Genomic DNA, 19,585 nt, shown 5'->3' on the forward strand with positions numbered 1-19,585 from the left:
GGCTCCACTTGTTTTGAGTGGAGCTTTTTTTATGCCGTGGCATTATTATAGAACAATAAAGAATTCATGGACGCCCATGGCCGGAAGGCTGATTTTCGCATTGGGCACAAGCCGTTCGCCGTTTTGCAAACGCTGTATGCCGGAGGGTTTCAGCGATCCCCAAACGAACTTCGTGCTTTGCGCGGTTTTTTCGGGATTGAACAACCGCACCAGGAGGCTGCCGTCTTCCTGCGGTGTGATGGACGTGGCGATGATAGCCGGGTTGCTGAGGCTGAAGAGGCTTTGTGGTACGGTGGCCCCGGTTTTCAGCGGGAAGCTCAGGAAAGGTTGGGTGAACATGGCCGCGGCTTTTTCCATGTCGGCAGCGCTGCTTTCAGCGTGCGGGCGCAGTGCGTACCGGTAGCTGCTCACGCCTTCCTGGTCGGATTTATAATTGGTATGCCAGTAATTGTTCATGACGTACGCGAACCACGTGGCGGTGGGTTTTCCGTCTTTCCGCCATTCCTTGTGGCTCTGCGAAATGGCCAACCGCTCGTCGATCATGGCGCCGGGCTCTACCATCGGCGTTTCGAGCAGCATCCATTGCACGCCGCGTTTTTCATCGGAAACGTTCAGCCACCGGCGGCCGTAGAGGAAATCCATGTTGGAGCCGGGGAGTTGGTCTTCGAGGTAGCGCATGGTGCCATAACCCGCGTCCAATGTAGTTTGGGGCGATGTGATGCCGAAGGGGAACCCGAAATGCAGGGCTTCCTTGCTGCGAACGGGCTTTTTGTCTACGATATTCTCGATCACCGCTTCTTTCGCGCCGGCATACAGGATGATGCGCTTTTCGAGAGAGCGCGCGCCGGGGGCTTCGCCTTTCAGGGAAATCACCGTCACTACCGGTCCTTCGTCGATAACGCTGGCCGTGAGCGCAGGCGTGGTTTGCGCGCCGGCGGGGTCTCTGCCGGGAACGTACCAGTAACTGTTCAGGCCCTGGTCGCCGAACTGGCCGGCGAGGTTATGCCCGTCCGGCCCCGAAAGTTGCATGATGCTCCCGTTCCCCGGATGCCATGCCAGCGAAACGAATCCGTTGGAAAGGGCTTGCGTGCTGCGTTTGAACGGCGTCGCGGTTTTTACGGTTTCGCCGGAAACGGTGTAAACGGCCGATCCGAATGGCGGGACGTTTTCTGCGATGAACACGTAGCGGCCGTTGTGGATTTTTTGCAGGGGGGATTTTTTTCCTTTCGCATCCTTCACCGACGCGCCTGCCACCTGAATTTCAACGGGCCCCGAAGCCGGCCATGAGTGCGTGTTCACGACTACGATCTTTCTGGAAGCTTTGTCTATAAGGGGTTCGAGGAGGGAGGCCGCCAGTGCGGCGGTCTGCTGGTCGCCGTCCTGCATGAACTGCTTTTTGATCCGCCATTGCTCCGTCACGAAATCGACATCGGGTTGGGAAATGCTGTTATGCGCGCCCCAGGTATGTTCGTGGAACATGAGGATGTTGGTCCAGGCTTCGTAGAACTGCCGGCTGGAATAGCGCTCCGGCGATAGTATGGCGTAAGCGTTGGCGATCTGTTGAAGGCGCAGGCTGTTGACACGGTTCTTCCCTTCTTCCTGCGCGGTAGATGCGGCACCGTCTTCCCAATAAGGCGTGATGTCTCCGGAAACCACCGGCAAATCTTTCCCGTATTGCTTTTCGAAAATGGGGAAAAGGCGGTCGGGCGTGGAAAGTACGATCTTCGGAGACGAATATTTTTCATTCCATTCCTTCACGAAACGGCTGATGGCCGTGTCTATCGGCCCATTGTCGGCCACCACATTATAGCGCCATTGCACAAGCGTGTAGGGATAGTTTTTGTTGGCCAGGTCCTGCAGGTATTCCGCGATCTTCTTCGCGCCCCGCTCGAAAATGGCGCCAGGCGCGGTACCATGCCAGGAAGAATAGCCTTTTCCGCCCGTCCAGAAGAGGATTTTCTCTTCTCCTGACGGACTTTTCCAGTAAACCGGCTTATCGCCCCAGGTGCGCACGAAATGCCCGACACGGTCGCCGAGGTAGGGATGGTTCTCGCCCAGGTAATTCGGGCCGCTGGAGAAATACTTCACGCCCCCTTTCGCCAGGGCCGTCACGGTAGACCAGGTATAGCCCGGCACGTCGGAGATCATGGCGCTGGGGATGGTAAACCCGAACTCCTTCCGCAATTGCTGCGCGTAGTCGGTGTAATGGAACATTTCTTCCGGGAGGCTCAGGCCGGTAAGGATGTTGGCGTATAGCGCCGAAAGACAGATGTCGCCATTTTTCACTGCCTGCACGAACGCGGCTTTCCGGCCGGCGCTGGCCTGTTTCATCCAGTGCTCCACGGCCCACAGCGATTCGATGTTCCAGCGGAATTTCGCTTCGTCGGGGTAATGCTTCGTGGAAGCGATCATGTCGAGCGCATCGTCGATATTCCTGAGGTGGATTTTCAGGACGTCGGGCTGTAAATGCGAATAGCCGATGTCGGTATGGGAATGATGGATAAAATGCAATTCCCGGTGGATGACCGGCGTGAGCTGCACGAATTTGTCGGTAATCACTTTCTTTCCGTCGAGCACTTTGACGTGGATGCTGTCTGCCTGCTGCACGGGCGTTACCGGTACATCGAAGTTGGAAAGGCCATCTGCCGCCACGAACGAATACGTTGCATTGCCCGCCACCACCTGGAACGTGCGGGGCTTCCCGAAATGGAGGGCCGTCAGCGTGAGGGGCTGCTTCCCGTTCCGCAACAGGAAAGGCTGCGGCGCGATGTCCACTTTTTCCTGGAACGTGAATTTGAAAGTCATGTACCAGTCGTTGCTTTGCTGCGCCTGTCCCACCACTTTCAATACTACCGGTTTTCCGGGCTGAACGGCGGAAACGGGGAGCCGGAGGAAAGCGAGGCCGTGCGCGTCATTGGCGCCGTCGCGCTTCGTTTGCATGAACACGATCCGGCTGCTGTCTGGCCCGGCGTAAGACCAGTTCGGGTTGCTGTTGCCGGGGACGGTGGTGAACGTCAGCACTTTTTTGTTGTCGGCATACAGGTCCCAATGGCGGCTACCGCTGCTGGTGGCCGATGAGTGGCCTGCTACCCAGCTGAAGTAAACATATTTCCCTTTGAGCTTCGCGGGAACGGGGGCCGTTTCCCAGACGATTTCCTTGCGGCCGTCTGTAGCGCGGGTCAGCAGGGCGATGTCGGCATCGTCGGGGAAAGCGGAGAAATACCGGATGTTTTCGCCGGAAATTTCTTTTTCGTATCCGCTGATCCAGTCGATCTGCCCGAAATACGGAACCGTTTTTTGCGCGGTCGCCTGCTGGGAACAAGCCGCCAGCGCGGCGATTATCATCATCCTCATAGTCAGTTATTTATTGGCCGACGGGCAGCATCTCGCCGGAAGCGATCTCTTCCAGGGTTTTGCCCTTCGTTTCGAAAAGGTATTTTTTAGCGTAAAAGAAGGAAACGAGACAACAGGCGGAGAAAATGAAGAACGTGGCTGCTACGCCGATGCCGTCGCGCAGCATGGGGAAAAGGAGGTTCACCAGCCAGTCAGACACCCACATGGTCAGGATGCACATCGATAAAGCCGTTCCCCGCACGTGCGTCGGGAAAATTTCCGTAGCGATGACGAATTTCAGCGGCCCGAGCGAAAACGCGAAGAAAAGGAGGAACAGCATGATGGACAGGAGCATCCCCCATCCCGTAACGCCCGCCAGGAAGCAGGTGGCCGTGGCAGCCAGCGCGATCGCCGAGCAGAGGGAACCTATGATGTACAGCGGTCTTCTGCCCAGGGAGTCGACTTTCCAGATGGCGATGAAAGTGAACAGCGTGTTGGCCGCGCCGAGCATCACCTGGTACAAAAGCGCGTCGCTCGCTACGATGCCGGTGCTTTTCAGGATAGTAGGACCGTAAAAAATAACCGCGTTGATGCCGCTGAATTGCGACAGTGCCGTGAGCACCGCTGCCATGATGAGCAAATTCCGCAGGGGAGGGCGCATCAGTTCGTTGAACCCGCCGGCCGGTTTTTGCGACAGCGCGGTAATGGCGGTCATTTCACGGCGCGCTTCTTCCGGCCCGCTGATGTTGGTGAGGATGGAAAGGGCTTCGTCGTTGCGGCCGTATTGCGCCAGCCAGCGCGGACTTTCCGGCACGATGGTCAGTAGCAGGAAAAACGCCCCGGCAGGCAGCGCGCCCACGAGGAACATGCCTCTCCAGACTTCCGCCGCGAACAGCCAGCCCCAAACGCCATCTGTACTGGCGCCGGCCGCGTGGCGCTGGATGAAAAGGTTGCTGATGTAGGCACAGAGGATGCCGATGGTGATGGCGAGCTGGTAAAACGTGACGAGCCGCCCGCGCTGTTGCGCCGGCGCCAGCTCGGAAATATACAGCGGTGAAATGTTGGAAGCCACGCCCACGCCCATTCCCGCCAGAATCCGGAACCCGATGAGCATGGTGTAGGAAGTAGACCACGCAAACCCCGCGGCGCTTACGAGAAATAGGACGGCGGCGAGGAACAGCACTTTCTTGCGGCCGATACGGTCGCTGAGGTTGCCGGAAAACAATACGCCGATGATGCAGCCCAGCAGCGCGCAGGACACGAACCAGCCTTCCTGCGAGGCGGAAAGGCCGAACTGTGATTTCACGGGGTCGATGATGCCGCTGACGACGGCCATGTCGAACCCGAAAAGAAACCCGCCCAGCGCGGCGATGAGCGTAACGGTGATGGTGAAGAACTGTTGACGGTTTGACTTCATAACGTAGGATTTATAATTCAGCAATGATCGTCTTTAACGTATGCTACCACGAGGAACGCAGGACTTTCGCCTTCGTTCCGGCAGATGTAGGCATTTGCCTCCGCAGGCACTACGAAGGTTTCCGCAAAGTGGAACTTTTGTTCTGATCCGCCGGCGGCCACGCTGATCGCGGAGCCCGAAACGAGCATGCAGATGTGGCATTGCCCGTTGGTAGGGATTTCCACGGTGCCGGTGAACTCGTACCGGTCAACGGTGTAGAAGTGCTCCGGATGGGTAGGCAGGTGGATTTTGCGGCCGGTGTCCCAACGTTGCGCGATTTGCGGTTGGGAGATGAGGTGCTTCGGGACCTGATCGCCCTTGCGGTCGAAATACAGGTTGGCGAAGGCATGATCGAGGTGGATGGGGCGCGGCTGGCCGTTGAGGCCGGGCCGGAGCCAGTCGTACATCTTGAACGTGAAGATGTAGGGCGTGCTGCTGATCTCCAGCACGAGGTTGTTTTTCCCGGAGGCGTGGACGGTGCCGTTGGGAATGAGGTAGAGCCCGTGTTTTTCCGCGGTGAACCGCTGCACATACCGCTCCACTTCCAGCGGGATGGATTTTTCCTGTGCGTCGTTCAGCGCCGAACGGAACTCCCGCGGATCGATGTTTTCCTGGAAGCCGAGGTACACCGCGGCATCCGGCTCGCAGTCGAGGATGTAGTACGTTTCGTCCTGCGTGAAATTTTCCCCGAAATGTTCGCGGATGTATTTCGTTCGCGGGTGGCATTGGATGGAAAGGTTGCCGCCGTCGTAAGTGTCGAGGAAATCGAAGCGGATGGGGAATTCGGTGCCGAAGCGCCCGGCCGCCTTGCCGAGGAGTTGCCGGTTATTGCGGTAGAGGAGGAAGTCGAACGAAACCTCCATCAGCAGGCCTTCCCCTTCCAGCACGATCCCGTTTTCAGGCGTGATCAGCTCGAACGACCAGGCGTAATTCACTTCGTCCGGATTGAGGCCGGCGAGGTGTTTTTTCATCCAGTTCCCGCCCCAAACGCCGGCTTCGAACCAGGGCCGGGCGCGGAAAGGCGTGCGCAGGAGCTGGTCTAGCGAGGCGCGGAAATCGTCGCCGGTCATGAAAGTGAGGGTTGCTTCCCGCTGCGCGTCGGCCATGATGGCGATACGCGGCAGGAGGGAGGCTTTATGGAGGTTCAGCACGGGCCAGTCTGCGAAGTAACAGCGTTTATACGTTGCCGTTTCAGAGCCGATGTTGGTGATACTGCCGGCCCGCATGCGGTATTGAATTTCGTTTTTGGGAACGTCGGCGTAGATCAGCAATCCATCGGGCGAGGCGAGCGCAGCGCCCGTTCCATATATGATGTGGATGCCAGGTGTGCTGGCAGGCCTGAGCATGGCGAGTTTGGACGGATCGAAGAAATCCCCCAGCGCGCCGGTGTATTTTTTCCCGAACACGGGATCATCGCCACCGAGGGAGGCGGCGACGATTTCATCGATGACGGAAGTGTCGTACAGGCAGGCATCCACATCGTACCAATGCGCGGGGATCCCGCGGCGCTGCAAAGCAGTGTGCAATTGCGCACGGAAGGTTTCCCACAACATGCCGCCGAACCCGTCTATCACCACCCGCGTTTCTCCTGCTATCTTTGCTGCCAGCGCATCGAACCCTTCGGCTATTGCGTGGCCGGTTTTGCAGGATGGGAAAATATCGTAGCCTTCCGTGGGCTTGGCTTTTACTGGCAGCAATGGCTGGGAACTGAGGCGTGCAGGCAGTTTGGAGGAAGCGTCTTTCAACGCGGCGGCGCCGGCGAGGATGCAGGGCTCTGTTTCCAGGCAGTATGCCAGGTGGATGTCCAGTCCGTTCAAACGCCGCAGCAGCGCGGGCCCGAAGAGCGCGGCCGCCCGGGCGATGTTGCCGCCGATGACGAGCTCCTTACATGCAAACGCTTCCAGCCTGGGACGAAGAAAAGCGCCGAGGTTGTCGCCGAAAGTCTCGAAAATGGGGAGGGCGGTTTCGATGTGCGCCGTAGCCATTTCTCTGACGGAAGTGATGGTCTGTCCTGTAGCGTTGGCAAAGGCGCGAAGCAACCAGCGGGTGGAAAAGTAATCGTCGGCCAGGGCGTCTCCGAACGGCTGGTCGAAAAACGCACCGGATGCGGGAATGCCCGGGCCCGGCCCGGCCAGTTCGCCGTTTACCAGGAAGGCCGATCCGAAACCGGTGCCCAGCGTCAGGAGTACCGTTTTTTCCCCTTGCAGTTGCATGCGCTGCTGCGCGCCCAGCGCGAAACAATGCGCATCGTTCGCAAAGAGCACCGGCAAACCGGCGATTTCCGGCCTGTCCTGCAACGCCTGCTGCACATGCAGCCCGAAGAGCTGCCCGAATTTTCCCACCGATGCCGGGATGGCGCAGACGCCCTTTTTGTAGTCGAACGGCCCGGGGAACGCGATCCCGATCGCCACCGTTCCTTCCATCATCACCTCGCCGATGCATGCGGCAATGGTACCGATGACGGCCTCCGCCGGCGCATGCGAATCCAGTTGGCGGTGCGCCATGCGCAAAGGCGCGTCTGGCGCTCCGTCGTTAAATATTCCGGCGGAAACATGGCTCCCGCCTACATCCACCCCAATTCGTCTTTGTGCTTGCATGTAGATTGATATCGGTCTTTTGATGTTACTGATCAGCTGGTTATGGATACAATTCATCCCGCCGGGATTCCCGTTTGCCGGGGTGCCGATCGGGCCTGTTCACTGTTTATACATCCATATTGTACATATGTACAAACATATTCAATTTGTCCTTCGGTACAAAAATAATTTTCGACCGGCGGTAAGAATGATGCAGGTGAGGGCTTTATATAGTATGTTTTTGAAGAAAGCGGCCCTGGTGGCCATATCTCTCGGGTGGATGACCGCCAATTTACCGGTGGCGGCACAGGACGGTATTGCCGCCACAACGGCCGTCCAGCAAGCGGTCCGCAAATCCGGGAGCGCGGTGGTGAAGGTTTTTGCGTTCGATACGGTGAAGCAGGTGCAAACCGGCGGACCGTTCAGCGCGGTGGTCGTTTCCGCGGATGGATGGTTGCTGACGGCTGCCCATGCGTCGCGCCCCGGGCATACCTATCTCGTTACCTTTCCCGGCGGGATAACTGCGCTGGCAGTAGGGATGGGCCGGATCGACACCGACGAAAAAGAAACCCTTCCAGACATCGCCACGATGAAGCTCCTGGCCGCCGGCCCCTGGCCTTTCGCGGAAATGGGCGCTGCGGCAAAAATGGGAGACGCCTGTATGATGCTGGCTTACCCCGAATCCACCGGGCTGCCGTTCCCCACGCTGCGCTTCGGGCTCGTCACCGATCCGGCAGACGGGCACGGTTTCCTGGTTTCCGGATGCACGATGGAAGTAGGGGATTCCGGCGGGCCGGTTTTCGATATGAACGGCAGGGTGATCGGGGTGAACAGCCGCTGCCAGGCCGGGGAAGCACTCAATCATCATGTTCCCGTAACCGAATTCAGGAAATATTGGTCGGCGCTCACCCGGCAGGCCAATTACCGCCAATACCCGCCACCCGACAGCGGATGGAATGAGCCCGTTCCCCCGGCGATCGTCCCGGTGCTTCCGCCGCGCACGCTGACGGTACAGGGCGCGGTTTGGTTGATCAGCAAAGGGAAAACGACCGGCGGAACGGTCTGGCGTTCCGGTAAGGGGGGAACGTTCGTCATCGGCAAGTTATCTGAACTGGGGGATACGGTTTTGTTGAAAACAGCCAATGGAAAGGAAATCCGGTTGAAAGTAGTGGCGCGCAATCCTGAACATGATTTGGCATTGTTGTCTACCGGAATGGACCTCCATTTGCCGGGTGTGGAAAATCTCGCGCGGAACGGGGAGGAGCCGGCGCTTGGAGGGTTCCTGTTCGCCGCGTTGCCGGGCGGAAAGCAGAAAAGAGGGATTACCGGCACCGGGACTTTCGACATGCCGCCCCGCCTCAGCAGCGGGTATTTCGGCGCGAAGCTGGTCGAGACAAACACCGCCGTCGCAATTGCGTTCCTCGATCCGCAGGGCCCTGCGGCGCGGAGCGGTTTCTTGCCGGACGATCTGCTGTTGCGCATCAACGATCTTCCATCCACGGGCTTCATCAACGATCTCCGGCATTATCAACCCCATCAAACCATCACCATTACTTTTCAACGCGGCGACAGCCTCCTCCGCAAATCCGTCACCCTCGCGCAGCGCCGGGAAGCGCCGCTCAACAACCATCCCGCGGAAATGTATGAAGGCGGGAAAAGCGGGCGCAGAGATGGTTTCACGAGGGTGTGGTTCAGCGACCTGCACATCTCGTCCACCGAATGCGGTTCACCTGTTTTCGACGACCAGGCCCGGTTCTGTGGGATCGCCATCGCCCGGTACAGCCGCACCGCAACCGTCATCCTTCACGCCGCGGAGATCGTTCGCTGGATCGGATCGCTGTCGCTTTGATCATCCGTTCCGATATTATTTTGCCTTTTGCTTCCTGAATTTTGTTGCTTGCTTGTCTTTGTAAGGGAGCGGCTTTTATTTAGTGTCTTATCGTTATGAAAGGTAGATCAGACGCCGCGCTTCTATTCCAGCAACTGCCGCATGCCAATGGCGAAGCGGTGTTGATGCAATTGCACGGGTGTTACTTCGACCGGATTTTCAAGCTGATCCTTTCGCTCGTGAAACACCGCGAATCCGCAGAGGAACTGGCCAGCGACGTGTTCGTCCAGCTCTGGCAGCGCCGCGATAAGGTGCCCGATATCAGGAATCCCGAAGTGTATCTCTACGTCACCGCCCGCAACAAAGCTTACACTTTCCTCAAGCAGCAACAGCATTTTACCGATCCGCTCGATGGGATCGATGATTTCAAACTGGAACTGGCCCGGTCTCCGGAAGACCTCCTTATTTCCTCGGAGATGCTCCACCGCATCAATATGGCCATCAACGAACTTCCCCCCAAATGCAAGCTCATCTTTCAGCTGGTGAAGGAACAGTCTTTCAAATACCGCGAAGTCGCTGAAATCCTCGATCTTTCCCTCAAAACCGTGGAAGCCCAGATGGGCATCGCCATGAAAAAACTGGGCAAAGCCATCGCTTTTTCCACTATCTGAAATATTTTTTATTTCCTTTTAAGGGTACCGGGCATTTTTTGCACTCCTTCTATAAACGACCGGCATTTTTCCATATGAACAGAATCTGGAAATTACTCGCAAAGAAATTCAGTCAAGAGATCACGGAGCAGGAGAGCCGGGAGTTGGAGGATTTGCTCAAAATGCACCAGCACGATTTCCAGCAGAACGAAATGCTGCAGGCCGCCTGGGAGCTGGATGCCGTGTCGCCGGAAGACGATGGCGCCCGCGAGCGCAGTGAGCTGCGGCTGAAGAAGATACTGGGCGGGGCGGAGGCGGAAGTGCCGGGCGATGAAGCCGTTGTTCCGTCCGAAGTCGAAAAATCCCATTTCCGGCGGTACGCCAAATGGTACATCGCAGGCCTGGTGAACGTGGCGGCCATTGCCCTGGTATTCGTGTTGCCGCGTTTGGGCGGAAGCGGCCCGCTGTACAACAAGATCAATACGGAGCGCGGCGCCAAAACCACGGTGCATTTGCCCGATGGGTCCGTCGTAACCCTCAATTCCGGCAGCCGGCTGAGTTATAACAAGGATTTCGGCGAAAAGAACCGTGAAATAAGGCTGGAAGGGGAAGCCTATTTCGATGTGGTGAAAAACCCCGGCATGCCGATGATCGTTTCCACCGGGAACGTGGAAGTGAAAGTGCTCGGCACCACCTTCAACGTAAAAGCCTACCCGGAAGATTCGGTGGTGGAAGCGTCCCTGTTCACCGGTACCATCCAGCTGACCACCGAGCAGGACCCGGAAAGGGTGATCATGATGCGCCCCCGGGAAAAGGTCACCATCAACCATCAGCACGATCAACTCGCCGCCGCGGCTTCCACCCGCGATAAGAGGAATGAAACCGTTTCCCTCCGGCAGGTGATGTTCAACCGGTCAGACAGCAGTTTCGACGAAACCGCCTGGATGAAGAACAAGATCGTCTTCAAATCCGTCCGTTTCCGCGACGTAGCCAACGAATTGCAACGCAAATTCAACACAGACATACATTTCAACGACACCGTTTTCCAGGACATACGCATAACGGGAACATTCTCCGATGAATCCATCCACGAGATCATTCTTGAATTGCAGCAAACCATACCATTTCAGTACACCAGTTCAGGCCATAAAATCTATATCAGCCAATAATTAAATACCAGTAGAGAAAGGTATTCCACGTCTTCGGCACAGACGCATTTTTATACAAATATGCTTTACATACATGGGATCATGCGGCTTCCGGAAGCCGCAGGTATCGCCTGTTGCCTAATATGTTCATTTTAAAAACCAAAATTGACATGACTTTGATAAAATGCTGCAGGTTTTTGCTGTATGCGACGGTGATACTTTGCCTGGGGCCTTTCCGGGGCGCGTACGCACAGCAAGTCGGCATTCCCGGCGGGAAAAAGACGGTCAGGCAGGTGCTCGAGTTCGTAGAGCAGACTTCTGCGTACCGTTTCCTCTATACCGAAGATCCCGCGTTCGACCGGATCGCGGGCAGCTACGAGGGGAAAGGCGATATCTCCCAGGTCCTCAACGCCGTCCTCAAACAAACGGATATCACTTACCGCGTCAACGCCAATAAGCTCGTTACGCTCCAGACCCCGCGCTCGGCGCAGTTGGCAGCCAAAGACAGTGTAGGCGATAACGTTACCATTTCAGGCACTATCTCCAACCTGCAGAACCAGCCCATCGCCTCGGTCAGTATTTATTTGAAAGCCAATCCGCTCGTGGGCACCGTGTCTGACAAAAACGGCTATTTCATCATCAGCAACATTCCCCGCCATTCCGTGCTGGTACTTTCTTCCGTGGGTTATAAAACACAGGAGGTGGAAGTGAAGTCCATCCCCGCGGGCAGCCTCCGGAAGTACCCCGTGCTGATGGAACTGGAAAGCCTCACGCAAAGCGAAGTGGTGGTTACCGGAACGGGCACGCAGAAGAAAGTGAGCGTGGTGGGCGCGATCACCTCCGTGAACCCCTCCGAGCTCAAGGGCCCTACGCGTTCCCTTACCACGCAGCTCGCGGGAAGGGTGGCCGGCGTCACGTTCGTGCAGCAATCCGGGCAGCCGGGGCAGGACGGCGCTTCCTTCATCATCCGCGGCATCAACTCCGTGACGGGGAACACTTCGCCGCTGGTGCTGATCGACGGGCTGAGGCGGAACATCGATGACGTAGACCCCAACGACGTGGCCACCTTCACCGTGCTGAAAGACGCGTCCGCAACGGCGGTATACGGGCTGGAAGGCGCCAACGGCATCATCGTCATCACCACGAAAACGGGTAAGGTAGCTTCACGCCCCACGATCCGGCTTTCGGCTTCGTCTTCCATCAACAACGCCAGCTACAAGCCGAAATGGGTGGATGCGCCGACGTATGCGCGGATGAAGAACGAGGCGCTGGTGGTCCGCGGGAAGCGGCCGTACTATTCGGAAGCCGACATCGCCCGGTTTGCGGACGATGACATGGATTTTTACCCGAACGTAGACTGGTACGAAACCATGGTGAAGCAAAACAACCGCTCCAATCGCGCCAACTTCAATATCAGCGGCGGCGGCAATGCCGTTACTTACTACATGTCCGGCGGCTTTTACAATGAAAAAGGGATGTTCAACGCCCGGAACGATAATAACGCCAACTACAACCAGTTCAATTTCCGCTCCAACCTCCGTGCAGACCTTTCGCCGACCACCGCGCTGGGCCTGGGTTTTGACGGGCGCTACAATACTACGACCGAGCCGGGACAAGGGGTCGGCAACCTGCTGAATATCATGAACATGATCAACCCTACCTTGTTCCCTGCAGAATATTCGAACGGCATGGCGCCGGAGGAACCCGCCAATATCAGGAACCCCTGGTCGATGCTGAACAAAACCGGCTTCGTGAAGCGGTATCAGAATTACATGTCTACCAATGTGAACGTTACGCAGAAGCTGGACTTTCTCACGCAGGGGCTTTTCCTGAACGGGATCGTGTCTTTTACGAAGGGGAATTTATACGCGCACCGCTATTCGAAGAATTACCAGCAGCATGCGCCTGATTTCGCCAACAGCCACATGGGCACGGGGCGCGATGAAAACGGGAACCTAGTCACCATTAACAAAACGCCGGACATCGACGACAAGATGCAGTTCGTGTACGAGGCGCCTACGGGCGACCGGGTCATAGAGCTGCAGGGGAGCATCAATTATGCGCGGACGTTCGGGAAGCTCTCCACCACGGGGCTGCTCTTGTACAAACAGCGCGAATACCTGACCGATGCGCCGGGCGGCTCGGGCGCCTCGTTGTTGATCAATGCCCTGCCGGCCCGGGAGCAATCCGTAGCGGGGCGGGTGACTTTGGGATGGGACGACCGCTATTTCACGGATGTGAATTTCGGGGCCTCGGGCTCGCAGATGTTCACGCCCGACAAGCGCTGGTCTTCGTTCCCCTCGATCGGTTTCGGCTGGGTGCCGTCTTCCGAAAAATTCTGGGGCGGGATGGAAGACGTAGTAGACTTCCTCAAGTTCCGTGTTTCTTATGGATCGGTGGGCTCTTCCGGCAATGCGGAACGATTCGGGTACATGGCCACTTCCGGGCCGGTGACCGGTTATGTGTTCGGGTTTGGCCGGGCGGCTGGCAGCGGGCTGGGGATCCCCGGTGTGGGAGAGTCGCGGCTGGAGCAGCTGGGCCTTACCTGGGAGCGCAACCGAAAATTGAACCTGGGCGCCGAGATCGGGCTGTTCCGTGCGTTAAAGATCATCGTAGATGCGTACAGCTATACCAACAACGATCAGCTGATTTTCCTCAACCGGTTGCCCGCCACGCTCGGCCTCCCTTCCGTCCCCCGCGCCAACCTCGGGAGAACGAAATCCGAAGGGGTCGATATCGATCTCACGTACGCCAAATCCTGGGGGAATTTCAAGATCAGCTATATCAAAGGCATCATCAGCTATAACAAAAATACCATCCTCGAAAACGGGCAGCTCGATCCCAAGGTTTCTTACCAGAGCGGGATCGGGCTGGATTATGGCCGGCAGCTGAACTACATCGCGCTGGGGCTTTTCAAAGACCAAAAAGATATCGACAACAGCCCGGTGCAAACCTGGAATAAAGTGATGCCAGGCGATATCAAGTATAAAGACATCGACGGCGACGGGGTGATCACCCCGAACGACCGGATCTGGGCCGGTAACAGTTACCCCAAATGGAGCTACTCGCTGGCGCTGGACCTGCGTTATAAAAAGTGGACGCTGGCTACCCGCGCCATCGGCAAATTCAACCTGTACAGGTCCATCAGCGGCGGAAGGATCCCTTTCAACCCCTACAACTCCGGCGGTACGGATAACGGCGCCGTTTACCAGGCATCGGTAAAAGACCATTGGTCGCCGGCTTCCTGGTCGGGTACCAGCGCCACCGAGAATTTCAACGCTACCTATCCACGGCTCGGATTCGGAACGGACAATCAGAACAACGCGCAAACATCCACTTTCTGGCTGCGGGAATCGTCGTACCTGCGGATTGCGGACGCGGAGCTCGGGTATAACTGGACGCCGCGCACGAAAAAATCCCCCTTCAAAAGCATTTATTACTACGGGCGCTGCGACAACGTGATCACCTTTTCCCGTTTCAAAGACTGGAACCCCGAACAGGGATCATCGTTCGCTTATCCATTGAAACGTACGCTTTCAGTGGGGCTGGAAATTGGATTTGACCTTTAAAAACCGTTTATGAAAAATAGCATTCTGAAAATAACGGCGATCGTGCTGTTGACGATGCAATCCATCAGCTGTAAATACCTGGAGGCAGACGAATATCTGCACGAGGTAAACAACCTGAACGATATCTGGACGCAGCGCGTGGATATCCGTAAAGCATGGGCGGCCTGCTACGGACATCTTCCCAACTATACCGACCTGGCCTGGTCCTGGCCTTTCAATACGAATTACGACGAAGGCCATGCCGGCAGGGATAACTATACCAGCCTCGTATTTGCACAGGGGAAATTCAATGCAGACAACGTGCTGTTCAACTTCTGGGCCAATTTCTACCGCGCGGTACGCACCTGCAACCTGTTCCTGGAAAATTACCATAAAGCCAACGACAAGCTGCTCGTGCCCGGCGAAGTGGAAGGCTATGCGGCCGATGCACGTTTCCTGCGGGCATACTATTATTCCCTGTTGCTGCAGATGTACGGGCCATTCCCCATCGTCGAGAAAACGGTGGACTACTCCAACGAAGCCGCGTTGCCCACCAACCGCAATACGGAAGAGGAATGTGTGAATTTTATCGTTTCGGAGCTGGATAAATGCATCGCCACGCTGCCGCAAAACGACCGGATACTCGTTTCCGAACTGGGAAGGCCCTCGCGCGAGGCCGCTATGGCATTGAAAGCCGTGGTTTTGCTCTGGGACGCCAGTCCGCTCGTAAACGGCAACCCCGACTACAGCGGTTTCAAAGACGCGAAAGGCCGTAATTATTTCAATCCCGCAACGGATATGGAAAAGTGGCGCAAAGCGGCGGCGGCGGCCAAAGCCGTGATCGACCTCGGGATTTTCGAATTGCATACCGCGCCGGCCAACCAAGGCTACACGACGGTGCCGCTCGGCGATTTTCCGGGGAACGACGTGGCCTGGCCAAACGGTCCCGCCGGCATCGATCCGTACCGCTCTTTCAAGGAGCTGTTCAGCGGTGGACAAACCTACTGGAACAAAGAAGGCATCTGGCAGGTGAACGTAGGGTCGCAGACGGCCCAGCTGTCTTTACTCGGCTTTCCCAGGAACTATAACAACGGGGAAGACGCAACTTCGACCGCCGTTGTGTATGCTACACAGAAATTGGTGGATGCTTATTTCATGAACAACGGGGAAACGATAGACGCGGAAGACAAGCGGTTGTACAACGACGCAGGCATCGCCGAAAACGGGGATGGCTATTATATCAGCGGGTCCGGCATGGAGGCGCATACGCCGATCATTACGGGCTTCAAACTGTCGAACACCAATGCCAAAGTGCCGAAGCGGGTCTTGAACCGGGAAGCGCGGTTTTATGCGACCATCGGGTTTATCGGCCGGGGATACCTGCAGAACAACGGAACGTTGTATTATGCCGATTACAAGGCCAATGCGCTCGACGGTTTCCTGCAGTCCGACCGGCCTTCCACCCGCTCCGGCTACCCGATCGTGAAATGGGTGGCGGCAGACGACCTGAAGGCGCGCGGCAGCAGCGACAAGCCCTACTACGTGCTGCGCCTGGCGGAAATATACCTGAGCTATGCCGAGGCGCTCAATGAATACGATCCCGGTAACGCAGACGTGCTGAAATACCTGAACCTGGTCCGTTTCCGGGCGGGACTGCCGGGGTATGCCGCCGCCAGCAAGGAGGAGACGCGTGAGCGCATCAAGCGCGAAAGGCATGTGGAATTCGCTTTCGAAGGGAAACGGTATTTCGATTCGCGGCGCTGGAAAGATGCCGGGAAGCCCTCGCGCGACCGGTGGGGCAACAGCCAGGGCATGGGCGGGCTGGTGTACGGTTGCAACTATACCGCGCCCGACGGTAGTTTTTATGACCGTGCGGTAATTGACGGTTACATCTTCCGCCCCAAAAATTACTTCCTGCCGATCCCCTTCGAAGAAGTAGCGAACTATTGGGGCACCATGACGCAAAACCCAGGTTGGTAGCACATAAAAAAATCAGAACATGAAACGCATTCAAATTATATTTCTTGGCCTGATCGCCACCGTCGTTTTTTACGCCTGCGGGAAGAACGACTACGAGAACAAGGAGTTCTACAAACAGGAAGTGTACATCATCTCTTCCGAATCCACCTCGGCGGTGGAAAGGGAGATCAGTGACATACAGGTCCACACATTCGTGGATACGCTCAAATATCTCAATGAGCAATATGATTCCGACACCATCATCGACGACAAAACTTTCATGGCGGAAATCAAGTTCAAGGTCGGCATCGGCGGATCGTTGCCTGCGGCGGAAAAAGTACGGGTGGTAGTCGGGTTCGATAACGAAGCACTGGAAGATTACAATATCCTCAAGAATGCCGACAAGATCATTCCCGCAGCTACGGAATACACGTCCAGCATACCTTTCGATGATAAGGAGGGCGGTTTCGTCGTTGAAATCGAAAAAGGAAGCGCGTCGGCGTCCCTGATTTTTACCGTACCGGTGGAAAGGGCCAAAATGGAAACTTATGAGAAGTTTGCTTTCCCGCTGAAGGTGCTCCGCGCCGATAATGTTCCATTAAGCCGGCAGTTCACCAATTTCATGATCGCCGGGCTGCGGGTAGATAAAGACAAGACCGTGAACTGGTCGGGATTCCCCATCCCGAAAATCCCCACGGGCCGGTACACCTCGGTACAGATCATGGGCAACCCCGGGGAAAACAATACCGACGGCCGCACCCGGAAATACAAATACATCACGCCGCTGAGCATTACCGACGATCCGAAGCTGAACGATAAGTATATGATCTGGGGCACCAGCGCCTGGAGCTTCGAGATGTTCGGATTTCACAGCGCGGGGTACATGTACAATATCCTGTCGCTGGTCGACAAGAACTACGGCATTTACCGGATGGACCCCATCCTGCCCGGGAACAACGATTTCCCTTACCACACCTTCGCATACGCAACCACCCAGGAACCCAGCGAAGAAAATTTTTACGATCCACGGTTGAAAACCCTTACGCTGCATTATAAAAACGTGATCGGGGAAGACTATACGGACGTACTGACGTTCGAAAGCGAAGACCTGACGCTGAACCCCGTGCGCGGCGGGTCCTTTTATCAGCCGCAAAGCTGGGAACAGGTAAGAAGCAGAGGCTACAAATACTGGCTTCCGCTGTAATGGTTCCTGTCGCTGTCATCATCAAACATTCATCGCCTCCCGGTCCTGCACGGCCGGGAGGCCCTATTATTAAATATCCGATATGAAAAAAATCCTGCGATCCGCCTGGATACTGACATTCCCACTGCTCGCCGCGTGCTCGGCCGCGCCCGTGCAAACCGCTTCGGGGCCCGGCTGGCAACAACAATTCTCCGAAACGCTCCCGCTGCTGGGGCACCGCAACTGGATCATCGTGGCAGACAAGGCTTTCCCGCAATTGAAGGCGGAAGGCATCACATACATCAATACCGGCAGCCGGCTGCTGCCCGTTTTGCAGGAAGTAATGGCCGCCGTTCAAGGTTCCGGCCATGTGAAGCCCATCGTGTACCGGGACAAGGAGCTTCAATTCATCACCGAAGCCCAAAGCACCGGTATCGGCGCTTTCCGCGATTCCGTAGCGGCCGCGCTCAAAGGGCACGACGTCCGCGAGATGCTGCACGATTCCGTATTCGCGAAACTGGACGCGGCCGCCGGGCTGTTCCGGGTAGTGGTGCTGAAAACGGATGAAAAGCTGCCCTATACCTCGGTGCTGCTGGAGTTGGATTGCGCGTATTGGGACGGGGAGAAGGAAGCCGCCCTCCGGAAGGCTATCGCCCGGCCCTGACGGCTGTGATGGTATTTCCGGCAGATTCGCATTAATTTGTGGTTGCTTATGAAATACCTTTTTACCACATACAGTTCGTTTTTTTATGCGGCCCTCATCGCGTGCCTGACTTACCTGTTGATGGACGGCGAGAAACTGAATATCGTCGTCGATGGGGAATATTATACCTTAACCAGCCGGACGGGGCTTTTGTATTCAGCCATGGTATTTGGTTTGATGTGGTTGATCTACATCGGGCAGGATTCGTTTTTGTATTCGAGGAAGCTGGTCTGGCTGCATTTCGGTTGCACATTGCTGGCGGTAGCGGCCATGTGCTGGTATCATTCACAGGGGTTTGCAGGGAGATATGTGTCCGTAAGCCAGTCAGGGGCTTCGCGGTATGGAGCCGGCCCAACCACGGATCGATATTATGTTTTGCCTTATACCTGGCTGCTGGTGCTGCTTTTCATGGCGGCGCAGACCGTCTTTATTACGCATGTCGTGAAAGGAAAGACCTCCCGGTACTGAACTTGTCAGGGCAATTTCGCGACCAGCTTTTCCGGCGCATATTTCAGGAACAGATGGATGAGCTTCCATTTCCATCCCGGTACGATGGTAAATCCGTTCCCGGCATTCACTACCGCTTTCGCGATGAAGGCGGGCTCCATGAGGAGGGATTCCGGCAGGTCGAGACCGGCGGTCATTTTACTGCGGATGTATCCCGCTACGATCACGTTCACGATCACTTTCCGGGGAAACAAATGCTGCCGCAACCCGGCAAGATATTGCGTGAAGGCCGATTTGGTGCTTCCATAAATGAAATTGCTTTTCCTGCCCCTCACGCCCGAGAGCGATGATAGCCCCACGATCCGCTCCAGTCCCGGGTTTACCGGATCGGTAGCAATGATGTTAAGGATGGATACGGCACCGGCGTAATGCACCTGCATCATCCGGAAACTCCCTTCAAAATCCACCAAAGCCTGCTCCTGCGGCACCTGGAACCCCGCGGCATACAGTACGATCTGCGGCTTTCCGGGCAGCGACCGGTAAAACGCCCCATGCCCCGCAAAATCCGTAGCGTCGAAATATAGGACGCTTACGTCTGCGCTTTTCGGAACGCCCGTCTGCACAAAGCTTTCCAGCTCTGCGGTACTGCGCGATGCGGCGATGATGCGGTAGCCCCGGTCCGCGTATTGCACGATGGCGGCTTTGGCCACATCGGAATTGGCGCCGAGAATAAGAACGGTTTTGGGATGCATGC

The 19,585-nt window shown here is 56.5% G+C and carries 12 protein-coding genes; 8 read left to right on the forward strand and 4 right to left on the reverse strand.

Annotation, left to right across the window (positions count from 1 at the left end):
- Positions 1–45 precede the first annotated feature (45 nt).
- The 3 genes from ACQKLP_RS08400 to ACQKLP_RS08410 are packed head-to-tail and all read right to left on the reverse strand — an operon-like array spanning position 46 to position 7,386.
- The gene (locus tag ACQKLP_RS08400; protein ID WP_427321876.1) at positions 46–3,354 is read right to left on the reverse strand and encodes a hypothetical protein; all 3,309 of its coding nucleotides are present in this window, start codon (positions 3,352–3,354) and stop codon (positions 46–48) included.
- A gap of 10 nt (positions 3,355–3,364) precedes the next feature.
- The gene (locus ACQKLP_RS08405; RefSeq protein WP_427321878.1) at positions 3,365–4,750 is read right to left on the reverse strand and encodes a sugar porter family MFS transporter; all 1,386 of its coding nucleotides are present in this window, start codon (positions 4,748–4,750) and stop codon (positions 3,365–3,367) included.
- Positions 4,751–4,767: 17 nt separating this feature from the next.
- A complete protein-coding gene (locus ACQKLP_RS08410) occupies positions 4,768–7,386 on the reverse strand; it encodes an ROK family protein (RefSeq protein ID WP_427321880.1) in 2,619 nt (872 codons plus the stop codon).
- Between the two features lie 220 nt (positions 7,387–7,606).
- Between ACQKLP_RS08410 and ACQKLP_RS08415 the strand changes: the two genes are divergently transcribed.
- The 8 genes from ACQKLP_RS08415 to ACQKLP_RS08450 all read left to right on the forward strand — a co-directional run bounded on the left by ACQKLP_RS08415 (position 7,607) and on the right by ACQKLP_RS08450 (position 18,852).
- Positions 7,607–9,214 (forward strand): trypsin-like peptidase domain-containing protein, encoded by a 1,608-nt coding sequence (locus tag ACQKLP_RS08415; protein ID WP_427321882.1) that lies wholly within the window; start codon positions 7,607–7,609, stop codon positions 9,212–9,214.
- A 95-nt stretch (positions 9,215–9,309) separates the two neighbouring features.
- Positions 9,310–9,864 (forward strand): RNA polymerase sigma factor, encoded by a 555-nt coding sequence (locus ACQKLP_RS08420; protein ID WP_427321884.1) that lies wholly within the window; start codon positions 9,310–9,312, stop codon positions 9,862–9,864.
- 74 nt (positions 9,865–9,938) lie between these two features.
- Positions 9,939–11,012, forward strand: coding sequence for a FecR family protein (locus ACQKLP_RS08425; protein ID WP_427321886.1), 1,074 nt, complete (start codon positions 9,939–9,941; stop codon positions 11,010–11,012).
- 149 nt (positions 11,013–11,161) lie between these two features.
- Entirely contained in the window at positions 11,162–14,560 is a 3,399-nt protein-coding gene (locus ACQKLP_RS08430) for a SusC/RagA family TonB-linked outer membrane protein (RefSeq protein WP_427321888.1), read from the forward strand.
- A gap of 9 nt (positions 14,561–14,569) precedes the next feature.
- Positions 14,570–16,519 (forward strand): RagB/SusD family nutrient uptake outer membrane protein, encoded by a 1,950-nt coding sequence (locus tag ACQKLP_RS08435; RefSeq protein ID WP_427321890.1) that lies wholly within the window; start codon positions 14,570–14,572, stop codon positions 16,517–16,519.
- Positions 16,520–16,538: 19 nt separating this feature from the next.
- A complete protein-coding gene (locus tag ACQKLP_RS08440; RefSeq protein ID WP_427321892.1) occupies positions 16,539–17,702 on the forward strand; it encodes a DUF1735 domain-containing protein in 1,164 nt (387 codons plus the stop codon).
- An 82-nt stretch (positions 17,703–17,784) separates the two neighbouring features.
- On the forward strand, positions 17,785–18,345 hold the full coding sequence (locus ACQKLP_RS08445) for a hypothetical protein (RefSeq protein ID WP_427321894.1): 561 nt from the start codon (positions 17,785–17,787) through the stop codon (positions 18,343–18,345).
- 48 nt (positions 18,346–18,393) lie between these two features.
- Complete coding sequence (locus ACQKLP_RS08450; RefSeq protein WP_427321896.1) at positions 18,394–18,852, forward strand: hypothetical protein; 459 nt, start codon at positions 18,394–18,396, stop codon at positions 18,850–18,852.
- Between the two features lie 5 nt (positions 18,853–18,857).
- Here the strand turns inward: ACQKLP_RS08450 and ACQKLP_RS08455 are convergent, their stop codons facing one another.
- A complete protein-coding gene (locus tag ACQKLP_RS08455) occupies positions 18,858–19,583 on the reverse strand; it encodes an SDR family NAD(P)-dependent oxidoreductase (RefSeq protein ID WP_427321898.1) in 726 nt (241 codons plus the stop codon).
- Between the last annotated feature and the right edge of the window lie 2 nt (positions 19,584–19,585).

The sequence above is a fragment of the Chitinophaga sp. NPDC101104 genome, assembly GCF_050277495.1.
Lineage (GTDB): Bacteria > Bacteroidota > Bacteroidia > Chitinophagales > Chitinophagaceae > Chitinophaga.